This window comes from Pedobacter vanadiisoli (genome assembly GCF_042684385.1).
Taxonomy (GTDB): Bacteria; Bacteroidota; Bacteroidia; order Sphingobacteriales; family Sphingobacteriaceae; genus Pedobacter; species Pedobacter vanadiisoli.
In genome coordinates, this window is record NZ_JBHULL010000009.1 from 424,177 (window position 1) to 435,259 (window position 11,083).

Consider the following 11,083-nt stretch of genomic DNA (forward strand, 5'->3'; position numbering starts at 1 on the left):
ACAAGCAAATTTGCCAAATCAGGTACGCAGCCACAATACCGTCTATTGGGTATATTTTTTAGTCGGAAGTCTTTAGTCCGGAGTCGGAAGTGAGTGTGCCTCACTCAAAAGATAGGTCATTGCGAATGGAAGGATCGTCATGCTGAATTTATTTCAGCATCTCTTCTATGATGATATTTCATTCATTTTTTCAGCAGCTTCATTATAAAATTTTGCTATATTTATACCGCGAACACAGTTGGCCTGTATTTAATTTTTCACAAAATGCAACCAACAAAAAATCAAATTACTTTAGCTAAACTGGAGTTTAGTTATTGCACACTGAAAAAGCCAGTTAATGTAAACCTGGCTAAAAATTCAATTCAATTTTTAAAACAGCTCCGCGGCAAACCATCATCTGGTAAAGCCTGCGATTGGTATGTGCTGTTTGTAAACCAAAACCACGAGGTTTTTTGCTGGTACAAACTAAAGCAACAGGCAAAACCCATTAACTGCATACAGCAACTGGCGGGTTTGGCTGTTGCCTGCAATGCTTATGGCGTACTGGTGTTAAACTATTGCGATGTGAAAAGCATTAAGGTTAACCCACTCGACGAACTTTTTGTAAGCACCTGTTTTACTACCTGCTCAAAGCTAAACATCGAAATTATTGATTATGTAATCTGTAATGGGCAAACGCATTATAGTTTTAGAGATGGATATAGGGATTAAAATATCACTGGGCTGCTTTGAAGGCAGCCCAGTAGGTTTAATGGTTGTGAACAAGTATTTTTAAAGCGCAAGTTTAGCCGTTGCACGGGTTAAGGAGCTAAGACTTGCGCTAGATCAGTTTCAATTATCTCCATTAAACTTAGTACCAGCAAAAAAACCTGCTAATACCCCTAATAGACCAGTCAAGCCAGTTACTAGGTTTTCTGGCACAATATCTTTCACACAAACAACCACTATGAGGCATATTAGTGTTATTAGAAATAATATTGCAACTATTAAACTTGTAGTATGTTTGCCGGATAATAAATCAAGTTTACTATGAGGTGTTGTTCCAGATTGATTAAAATTTGGTTGATTTGATGGTGCCATTTTATTCTTCTCCCCAAATTGTTAAATGAAAGAAGCGAAAAGAATTCTTCACATCAGCCGAGCTTTTAAATTTAATCCATATCTTCTTTCCCGATTGTGTTGCTGTCAAAATTACAGGTTTTAAAATTTCTGAACCTTCTAATTTATCCCATTTATAGAGAATCATGTTGACTGTTTTTTTATCTTCACTAAGATTACCGGAGGTCTTTAACGGTTCTCCGTCTTTAGAAAATGTAAAGTTAAGTGTCAATGTTATTTTTAATTTTTCATCATGAAATGAAAATGATAAAGTGTCATCTATATCTACAAGAAGGATCGATTCATTGTATATAATTCTTCTCTTGAATCCGTCCGTACTAGTTGCAGTAACGTTCATAATATTTATATAATCAAATTTATTTTAAGTTAATTTACGAAGATTAGTCTAACTTGGAAAAATTGTATAAATCTTTAAAGATTTTTCACATGAATAATCAGTAATTAAAAACATATTACGAGCAGTTAGGAAACAGATAAAGCAATAAATCTAAATGTATATTTTAAGAAACAACCCAGTGCCATGAAGTTTTATAGAATGTTTCTTGCTTGCTATTATACATTACATAATATGGTGTCCACATATTTACTTTATTCTTATTTCCCCAATAATCGGTTTGTATACCATATTTGACGTCGTCATTCAGATTAGCATACACATAGCTTGAAATTCCAATATGTTCTGGAGATTTGCATTCATCACTAATAACCACAGCCTTGTTCACAGCATTACCAATCCAGATTAAATCCTTTGTATTAGCATCTCCACCTACACCTACTTTAGCACATAATATCTTGCCATCATCTAAGCCTATACCGAAGTCAACAGCCGAGTACTTAGCAAGTAAAGAGTTTATTCCACTGCCAGAATTTGCTATCATGTATTTGATACGCATTGCAGCTTTAACTGCATTACTTAGAGTATTCTTATTAGTTCCCTGAAAGAATGCAAGCACACTGTCGCCATTGAAACTTCTAACTTCTCCCCCAAGAGAAGTTGCGATCTTGACTGTGGTGTGCAAATAAGCCTTATGTATTTTAGCTATAGTAGATTTATTGTGTGCATTGAGAATGCCTGTTGAATTTCTTAAGTCTATAAATAGAGTAGTAGCTTCGAAACGTAAACCTGTGTTGTTAAAAGTTAGTTTAGAGTTACTAATTTCCGGAACATATAATACATCTTCTATGTTAAAATTGGTGTCAAGAATATCTTTTACTTTAGTGGTGATATCGGCGTTTAATCCCATGTGCTTTTATTTATCGTGATCAAGAAATATACGATGTATGATTAATATAACAGGTGTGAGTAAACCTGCGAATGTAAAGCTCATGCCAAGATTAAATAATTTAAATTTCCTGCTTGCTATTTGACTAGTAATTATAACTTGTTTAGCAATATCTTCTTCATGCCTTTGGTTCTCACTTGTACAGCCATATTCAGTTTGAAGTTTAGTTACCAGTTCTTCGTGCGTGAGGTCAGCTAACGTTTCAAAGAACATAAGGTTACTGTTTCGATGTCTTGCGGTATTATTTGTTGTATGCTTTATCTTGGCAATAAGCGACGAGAAAGTAATAAAGACAGATATAATGCACATAAGAATAGTGTATTGAAGATAATATTTTATCCAGAAGATATTTATATCTTTTAATAACTGGGCAAGACCAATAATTATGGCTCCATTAAACGCTATCAATGTAGTGTTCTTAGCCTCTCCAAATTTCACCATCTCAAAGGCATGATCATATTGTTTTTGTAAATAGTCAACAGTTTTTGTCATGAAGGATAATTAATGTACGTATTGTAGGTTACTCAGAACTATTCAATTGTAAAAAATAATGGCCACAATGGATGAATATAAAGCTGGTGCCTAAAATAAGAATGTTTAGATAATTAACATTACGGTAATCCGTAAATACTCATTTTTAGTGAGATGCAATCACTTCACCAAAGTCCAAAGAACAAATCGGTATCTGGTTTTGTGTAGTTATTTGCTATGCATGCATTGTAAATCTGTATCTTTGCCGCGTTTAAGCATAATCAGTATTCATAACATTATTCATGGGCAAAAAAAGCATCGGCTCTACCATTACCTATTTCTTTTTGGGCGAATATTTTTCTGATGCATTGCGTACCACCATTACCGTGGTACTGCCCATTATTTTATTCTTTTACCTGGGCAATCCTGAGGCTGCAAAAGGAATAGGGGTTGGCGCTTTATTGATCAGCCTGACCGACTTACCCGATAACCGCCTGAATAAATTGAAAACGGCACTGTGGAGTATTATCGTGTTTTTCGCTACCACACTGGTGGTTTCGTCGGTTTTAGATCATGTTTATCTCACCGCGGTTGTGGTAATCATCGCCGCTTTCAGCTTTTCTATGTTTGCCGTATATGGGCAAAAGCTGGCCTTAATAGGTACCATGGCTTTAATTGTGTGCACCTTTACCATGGGCCTGCACCCTGCCCGGCCCTTGTATTTTAGTACCTGTATTTTAATAGGAGGGCTGTGGTATTACGTAATCAGTTTAATTCAGACCTTGCTTCGTCCTTACCGCTCGCTGCACCATGCCATTTTTGAGTGTTTAAAGAGCAGTGCCGAGTTTCTGCACATTAAAGCCAAAAATTACGATGTAACTGTACCGCTCGATCTGCAGCAGAAAGCAGCCATTAAGCTGCATATCAAAGTAAACCAGAAACATGAGCTAATCCGCAATTTGTTGCTTACCGATAAGTATGCCATGAATCCCGATAATCCTAAAGGTCAGTTGTTGTTGGAGCGGGCAAGGTTGCTGATCGATTTATATGAACAGTTGAATGCCGTACATTACGATTATGGCCTGGTGCGCAAAACCCTTAATGAGGGCACTAGCCTGCAACTGATTGCTACCCTAATTGAGATTTTAGCAAAAGAGCTGGAGCAATTGGGGCGACATGTACGCTCAGCAAAAGCTTACAAAGGTGAGTTAGCCACCAATATGGCCTACCACAAAAACCGGGTGCTGTTGCAGCAGGAGCTGGAGCGATTAAATGAAACCCAGCGTTTAATTGTGCTCAAGGTAATGGCCAATATGAACGATATTGTGCGCATTATTGAAATGATACGCGGTAATGAGCGCTTACCCGAAAAGGAGCAGCAAGAGTTAAGCGGTACCATAGCTTATCCCTTATTTATTACCGGCGACCGCTTTTCGGTTAAAGAACACCTTACCTTAAAATCGCCCATATTCAGGTTTTCGCTGCGGCTGGCCATCTGTTTCCTTTTTGGTTTTCTGCTCATTTGGCAGTTAGAACCGAGCAAATATAGCTACTGGCTTTTTTTAACACTGGTAATTGTGGCGCGGCCCAAATTCTCCATCACCTGGAAACGCAACCTGCAACGCTTAAAAGGGAGTATGGGCGGTGTGGTTATTGGTTTGCTACTGGTTTACCTGATTAAAAGTCCGGCTGTTTTGTTGTCTTTTTCGATTATTTTTTTATTGGGTTTTTATGCTTTTAACCGCTTAAATTATACCATTAGTGTGCTGTTTATTACCCCGGCGGTAATTTTAACACTGGGCAGTTACCAGGGGCATTTCGATCATATTGTGCACGACCGCATTATGTTTACGTTACTGGGCTGTGTAATTGCCATTTTTGCCACTTACCTGTTTCCAGTATGGGATAGCCGGCAGCTGAAAACAAAAATTGCTGATGCTGCGAAAGCCAGTATTCATTACCTGGAAGTGGCCATTCAAAACCGGTCCGAACGCGATGAAAATCAATCGCGTATGGCCCGTAAAAATGCCAATTTAAGTTTATCGGCCCTTAGCGAAGCCATAGAATCGGCCCGGCAGGAGCCCCTGCAGAAAAGTATTGATTTTAAAGGACTTTACGATGTACAGGCCATTATATACCAGGTTAACGCCATTATTACTTCGATATACCTTTCGCTTAACCATAAGGCCGAACAAACCGATCTATTTTTGGTTAAACAAATTGTAAATAACCTGGGTAATGAAGCCATATTAAAAAATGATGCAGCACCACGTATTGATGCCATGGGTGTAAATGATGAAGATCATTCTACCAGGCAGAAGTTGGCGTATATTTTGGCTTTATCGTTAGATTTTAAGCGGTTTAGTGCTGGTTTCTGGGGGTGAATTTAATTGCTTGTTAGTATGTCCAAAGGACTCCTACGGAGAGCGGAGTCGAAGGCCCTGTTGGTTTTAAATAGATTGTTTTATTTGTTGTTTTTGGAAATGAAAGGGCAGTATATCTTGGCGGATTGTAGTCCTGCTTTCCATTCCAAGTCCTCACCCGATGAAAAAATCGGGATTCCGGGCTTTCCATTGCAATCAGGTTTATTCACAAAGTTTTTGCTGGTTTCAGGGATCGCATTTAACTGTTTGTCACGTTGAGCCTGTCGAAACGCCTTTGAAGCATTTAAAAGAGGATTTAACGTAAAAGATCCTTCGACTACGCTTAGGATAACAGATTCCTATAGAAAAATCGTCATTCTCGCGCATGCGGGAATCTTAATGCAAACGTTTTAAGATTCCCAATCAAGTTGGGAATGACGATCTCTAGAGGGATACTACCCGATAAAATTTATCTGTTAATCATATTGATTTTTATACAAATAAATTATCCCTCAGGATGACAGATTTCTATAGAAATATCGTCATTCTCGCGCATGCGGGAATCTTAATGCAAACGTTTTAAGATTCCCAATCAAGTTGGGAATGACGATCTCTAGAGGGATACTACCTGATAAAATTTATCTGTTAATCATATTGATTTTTATACAATAATTATCCCTCAGGATGACAGATTCCTATAGAAATATCGTCATTCTCGCGCATGCGGGAATCTTGATGCAAACGTTTTAAGATTCCCAATCAAGTTGGGAATGACGATCTCTAGAGGGATACTACCTGATAAAATTTATCTGTTAATCATATTGATTTTTATACAAATAAATTATCCCTCAGGATGACAGATTTCTATAGAAATATCGTCATTCTCGCGCATGCGGGAATCTTAATGCAAACGTTTTAAGATTCCCAATCAAGTTGGGAATGACGATCTCTCGAGGGATACTACCTGATAAAATTTATCTGTTAATCATATTGATTTTTATATAAATAAATTATCCTTCAGGATGACAGATTCCTATAGAAATATCGTCATTCTCGCGCATGCGGGAATCTTAATGCAAACGTTTTAAGATTCCCAATCAAGTTGGGAATGACGATCTCTCGAGGGATACTACCTGATAAAATTTATCTGTTAATCACATTGATTTTTATACAAATAAATTATCCCTCAGGATGACAGATTCCTACATGTCAATAACATCATAAACAACAGTAATAAAATTGTTTGATTTACCCGCAGCCAGTTGTATATTGTTATATTGGGTTCGTTTTAAACATTTTTATATGAAAAAATCATTGTTTGTTCTGCTTTGCCTCTCTCTTTTAACCATAGCCACTTTTGCCCAAAAGAAACCCAATTTTTGGGATGATGTACAGGTAATTAAAAAGTACGATCAAATGTATAAACCGCCTGTAAACCCGGTGCTTTTTGTGGGGAGCTCATCTATTCGCAAATGGGACGACTGTACACAGATTTTTGCCAAATACAATGCTTTAAACCGGGGGATTGGCGGTGCGGTGATTAACGATATTACCTATTATTTAGATGATATCGTTTTCCCATATCAACCTAAACAGATTGTACTTTATGTTGGCGAAAACGACCTGCCCAACGATGCAGTAACACCTGATACGGTGCTAAACCGTACCATTAACTTGTACAATGCCATCAGGGCAAAATTGCCCACTGTACCTATTGTTTACATTTCAATTAAACCTAGCCCAAGTCGCGATAAGTTTAAAGAAAAAGCGGTGGCTTCAAATGCTTTAATCCAAAAGTTTCTCAAAGACGAAGCCAATACCAAATTCATTAACATCTACCCTTTAATGCTCACCAAAAAAGGGCAGTTACGCCCTGAACTTTTTGTTAACGATATGTTGCATATGAATGCTGCCGGTTATGCGATCTGGAGAAAAGCTGTTGAGCCACATTTGTTGAAAGACTAAAGCTGAAAGCTTAGATGTGCTAAGATGCCTGAGGTGGTAAAAAGAGTCCGGGGTCCGGAAGTCGGAGGTCCGGGGATTTGGAGCATAGAGTTCGAAAAAAGCTGAAAGACCAAAGCAGAAAGCCTGGGTGTGCTAAGATTACCGTCATTTCGAGCGCAGCCGAGAAATCTACCTGAGCTAAAAGCTTAATGACCAAAGCAAAAAGCTTAGGTGTCTTAGATGGTAAATAAGGGCGCGTACCAGACGATACAATCGTTAAGCTATTTCTGCACGCGTTAGAAACGCGCGCAAGCTAGAATTAAAATCACGACCAACAAAATTTTCTGCAGTGCTGAAGTTAACTAGCCCCGATTGAACGGAAAGCCCGCAATCCCGATTTAAGCATTCATAATTTTGTTTATCGGTATGCTTGCTTGTTCCACAGGTTTCATCGGGAGAGGACTTGCAGGGAAAGCGGGACCGAAGCCAGCCCATTAACCACAGGCATTGCGCTTCAAAATAATAAGAAGACCAAAGCTGAAAGGCCAAAGATTAAAGCTGAAAACTTGAGTGTCCTTAAATGTCTTAGGTGGTTAAAAATGGTATGCATAAACGATGCAATCGTTAAGCTGTTTCTGCACGCGTTAGAAACGCGCGCAAGCGACTGAAATTGTAAGCGTGTCAATGCGGAATTAAAATTATATATTTATTATTGCGTTAACCGTTCCCGAACCTACATGAAGAGACTTCTACTCATTATATTATTCTTCCTGACCATTTATTGTGCCCAGGCCCAGGTACTATTAGGGATTCCGCAAGTGGTAAATTACAATAACGAGCAGTATAATGGCGGTATCCAGAACTGGGATGTAGAGCAGGATAAAAATGGCATCCTCTATTTTGGCAATAATGAGGGACTGCTTACTTTTAATGGCCGCTATTGGAACCTGTTCAGGTTGCCCAATCTTACCTCGGTACGTTCGGTGGGGATCGATTCTAAAAACCGAATTTACGTGGGCGGGCAAGATGAGTTTGGTTATTTCTACCCGAATGCGCAAGGTGTTTTAAAATACACATCGCTACTAAACCTGCTGCCCGAAAACATGCGGAAACTAGCCGATATATGGGGCGTTTCAATTGTGCGCGATGAAGTGTTTTTTAGATCGATACATGCCATTCTGCATTATAAAGACGGCGTAGTTAAAAGTTACAAAACCAATACCACCTGGATGTTTATGGGCACTGCAAAAGGCAAAGTTTTTTCGCAGTCTGCTAATTCGGGCCTGATGATTTACGACCACGAAATGTGGAAGCCCTTTTGTGTAGATAGTGTTTTAAACCGCTCGGGCATTACAGCGGTACTGCCTTATGGTGGCGATACCTTATTGGTATCGATGTTAAAAAAAGGTTTCTTTTTGGTGGTTAATCATCAGCTAAAACCTTTAAAAACCAGTTTGGATCAGGTTTTTTTAAACGATCGGATTTATTTTACCACTCAGATTAGCCCGGATTTATACGGGGTAGCCACCACTTCGGGTGGCGTGTATATTATGAACAAGCAGGGAAACCTGGTGCAGAAATACAATTATAAAGAAGGTTTACAAAATAATAATGTAAGGGGGATACTGCTTGATAAGGATAAAAATATGTGGCTGGCCCTTGATGATGGAATTGCTTATGTGGCCATAAACAGTGCAGTTAAAAGTATTGCCCCCGATCGCAATAAGCAGATTACCAGTTACGCTTTCCGTAAATATGGCGAATCGATCTACATTGGTACCTCTTATGGCCTGTACCGGACTAAAGTTAATACAGCTATGCCCGATTTAAGTTATTCGCCTGCCAACTTCGAAGAGGTAAAGAATACAAAAGGGCAGGTGTGGGGGCTTGATGAAATTAACAACCAGCTGCTTATGGCACACGAAGACGGAACCTTGCTGGTAAAGGATAATGCTGCCACCCCTTTGTACAGCTCTATTGGTACCTGGATGTACCAAAGTATGGATAATGTTTACCCGAGCAAAGAGGTAATTGCAGGTACTTATGCCGGACTACAGGAAATAAATTACGATGGAAACCGCTTTATTAACGGCGGTAAAATTGCCGGAATTAACGAAACGCTGCGCTTTATTGTGGCCGACAACAATAACCCTGACCTGATCTGGGCTTCGCACCCTTACCATGGTGTATATAAAATAGAACTAAAACCTGATCATAAAAGTGTGTTGCGTACTACCTTATGCTCTGACCGTGATGGCTTGCCTACCAAGCTTTATAATTATGTATTCCATCTTAAAAACAGGGTGTTAATTGCTACTACAAGCGGTGTTTTCGAATATAACGCGGTCAGTAAAAGGTTTATCCGGTTTAAATTGCTGGGGTCGGCACTCAACGGTGTTGCCATCCAGTACCTTAAAGAGGATAACGATGGCAATATCTGGTTTGTTACCAATAAAAAGGTAGGTGTAATCGATTTCCACAGGCCACAGGGTAAAAATGCTTTCAGTATTTTATACCTGCCCGAGCTAAATGGCAAAGTGGTTGGTGGTTTCGAATCAATATATACACCAGATAGCAAAAACATATTTATAGGCGCAAACAAAGGGGCTTACCATATCAATTATCAGAAATACATTCAGAATATAACCCGGCCAAATGTAGTGTTGGGCACGGTTAAATTAATGGGCAACAAAGACAGCGTGGTTTTTGGAGGCTATTTTGTAAATAAAGGCACCATTGTGCCCAGGCAGGATTTGCAAGAAATACCTGAATATGTGTACAGCTTAAATTCTATCCATTTCGAATATGCCTCTACACTTTTTGAGCATGATAAGAACATTAAATTCAGCTACCAGCTTATTGGGTTTGATAGCGAATGGTCGGCATGGAATACTAAAAGTGAAAAGGACTATACCAATTTGCCTGCCGGAAAATATACTTTTAATGTAAAGGCCAGTACCGGCATCAGTAACGAATCGGAAATAGTGAGTTATACATTCGTGGTTTTGCCTGCCTGGTACAATACCATTTGGATGCGCATAGTTTACCTTATTTTAATTGTATTGGCCCTGAGATTAATTATCAGGTGGCAAAAAAAGAAGCACATAAAAGAACAGGAACGCATGAGTTACCTGCACCAGCTGGAGCTTGATAGAAATGAAAAAGAAATTGTAAGGCTGCAGAACGAAAAACTTGAGGCTGATGTGAATTATAAAAACAAAGAACTTTCTACCATGACCATGCACCTGGTGCAGCGGGGTAAGGTTTTGGCTAAAATAAAGGAAGTAATATCGGCTGTGATTAAAAACCACGACCTTAACGAAAGCTCGCCAAGTTTCAGGCACCTGATCAGGCTGATTAAAGATGTGGAAAAGAAAGACCAGGAACTGGATCATATGAGCGTACACTTTAACCATGTCAATACTGAGTTCTTCAGCAGGTTAAAAGATCTTTATCCCGACCTGAGCCAGAACGACCTGAAGTTCTGCGCCTACCTTTCTATGAACCTTTCTTCAAAAGAAATGGCCCAGCTGATGAATGTAACCATTAAGGCCATAGAAGTGGGGCGTTACCGCCTCAGAAAGAAACTTCAGCTTAAGCCAGAAACCAATTTATACGAGTTCCTGATCGAAATAGCACGGCAAAAAACGTCTTAAACGCATGTTTTTAGGTAATTATTGTCGTTTTTTGTTAAAAAAATTAAAATGCTGTAAAACAGTTGTTTATGTTTCTCATGTAGGGCTTATGTAGGTCTATTTTTTCTGTTTTTTAGGCTGGTTGAGGGTTGGTGTATGGTTTGTGTAGTAGTGGCAAATTGTGCTATTGCTCATCGCGTCTATAGATTTGATTCATGAAACAGCAGTCTGTAAGTCTGTATCATGAACTAACCAAATATCATTCACT

Annotated in this window: 8 protein-coding genes; 4 read left to right on the top strand and 4 right to left on the bottom strand. The window is 38.9% G+C overall.

Annotation, left to right across the window (positions count from 1 at the left end; translation table 11 throughout):
- Positions 1-264 precede the first annotated feature (264 nt).
- Positions 265-711 (top strand): hypothetical protein, encoded by a 447-nt coding sequence (locus ACFSR6_RS12970; protein ID WP_379079562.1) that lies wholly within the window; start codon positions 265-267, stop codon positions 709-711.
- Positions 712-831: 120 nt separating this feature from the next.
- Here ACFSR6_RS12970 and ACFSR6_RS12975 read toward each other — a convergent pair whose 3' ends face one another.
- The 4 genes from ACFSR6_RS12975 to ACFSR6_RS12990 all read right to left on the bottom strand — a co-directional run bounded on the left by ACFSR6_RS12975 (position 832) and on the right by ACFSR6_RS12990 (position 2,894).
- Positions 832-1,080: a hypothetical protein gene (locus ACFSR6_RS12975; RefSeq protein ID WP_379079563.1), complete on the bottom strand. Its 249-nt coding sequence runs from the start codon at positions 1,078-1,080 to the stop codon at positions 832-834.
- Between the two features lies 1 nt (position 1,081).
- The gene (locus ACFSR6_RS12980) at positions 1,082-1,456 is read right to left on the bottom strand and encodes a DUF6864 domain-containing function (RefSeq protein ID WP_379079565.1); all 375 of its coding nucleotides are present in this window, start codon (positions 1,454-1,456) and stop codon (positions 1,082-1,084) included.
- Positions 1,457-1,619: 163 nt separating this feature from the next.
- Entirely contained in the window at positions 1,620-2,363 is a 744-nt protein-coding gene (locus ACFSR6_RS12985) for an adenylate/guanylate cyclase domain-containing protein (RefSeq protein WP_379079567.1), read from the bottom strand.
- A gap of 6 nt (positions 2,364-2,369) precedes the next feature.
- Positions 2,370-2,894, bottom strand: a complete 525-nt coding sequence (locus ACFSR6_RS12990) for a Pycsar system effector family protein (protein ID WP_379079569.1) — start codon at positions 2,892-2,894, stop codon at positions 2,370-2,372.
- A 281-nt stretch (positions 2,895-3,175) separates the two neighbouring features.
- On the opposite strand from ACFSR6_RS12990, the gene ACFSR6_RS12995 reads away from it, so the two are divergent.
- The 3 genes from ACFSR6_RS12995 to ACFSR6_RS13005 all read left to right on the top strand — a co-directional run bounded on the left by ACFSR6_RS12995 (position 3,176) and on the right by ACFSR6_RS13005 (position 10,836).
- Positions 3,176-5,257: an FUSC family protein gene (locus tag ACFSR6_RS12995; RefSeq protein WP_379079571.1), complete on the top strand. Its 2,082-nt coding sequence runs from the start codon at positions 3,176-3,178 to the stop codon at positions 5,255-5,257.
- A gap of 1,281 nt (positions 5,258-6,538) precedes the next feature.
- Positions 6,539-7,201 carry a GDSL-type esterase/lipase family protein gene (locus ACFSR6_RS13000; protein ID WP_379079572.1) on the top strand — a complete coding sequence of 221 codons (663 nt, stop codon included), beginning with the start codon at positions 6,539-6,541 and terminating at the stop codon, positions 7,199-7,201.
- Between the two features lie 716 nt (positions 7,202-7,917).
- Positions 7,918-10,836 (top strand): triple tyrosine motif-containing protein, encoded by a 2,919-nt coding sequence (locus tag ACFSR6_RS13005; RefSeq protein ID WP_379079574.1) that lies wholly within the window; start codon positions 7,918-7,920, stop codon positions 10,834-10,836.
- The last annotated feature ends 247 nt before the right edge of the window (positions 10,837-11,083 follow it).

Bases quoted from the DNA above. Each gene is read 5' to 3' on its own strand.
- ACFSR6_RS12985 (WP_379079567.1), bottom strand. From the start codon at position 2,363: ATGGGATTAAACGCCGATATCACCACTAAAGTAAAAGATATTCTTGAC.
- ACFSR6_RS12970 (WP_379079562.1), top strand. From the start codon at position 265: ATGCAACCAACAAAAAATCAAATTACTTTAGCTAAACTGGAGTTTAGT.
- ACFSR6_RS13000 (WP_379079572.1), top strand. From the start codon at position 6,539: ATGAAAAAATCATTGTTTGTTCTGCTTTGCCTCTCTCTTTTAACCATA.
- ACFSR6_RS12990 (WP_379079569.1), bottom strand. From the start codon at position 2,894: ATGACAAAAACTGTTGACTATTTACAAAAACAATATGATCATGCCTTT.
- ACFSR6_RS12995 (WP_379079571.1), top strand. From the start codon at position 3,176: ATGGGCAAAAAAAGCATCGGCTCTACCATTACCTATTTCTTTTTGGGC.
- ACFSR6_RS12980 (WP_379079565.1), bottom strand. From the start codon at position 1,456: ATGAACGTTACTGCAACTAGTACGGACGGATTCAAGAGAAGAATTATA.
- ACFSR6_RS12975 (WP_379079563.1), bottom strand. From the start codon at position 1,080: ATGGCACCATCAAATCAACCAAATTTTAATCAATCTGGAACAACACCT.
- ACFSR6_RS13005 (WP_379079574.1), top strand. From the start codon at position 7,918: ATGAAGAGACTTCTACTCATTATATTATTCTTCCTGACCATTTATTGT.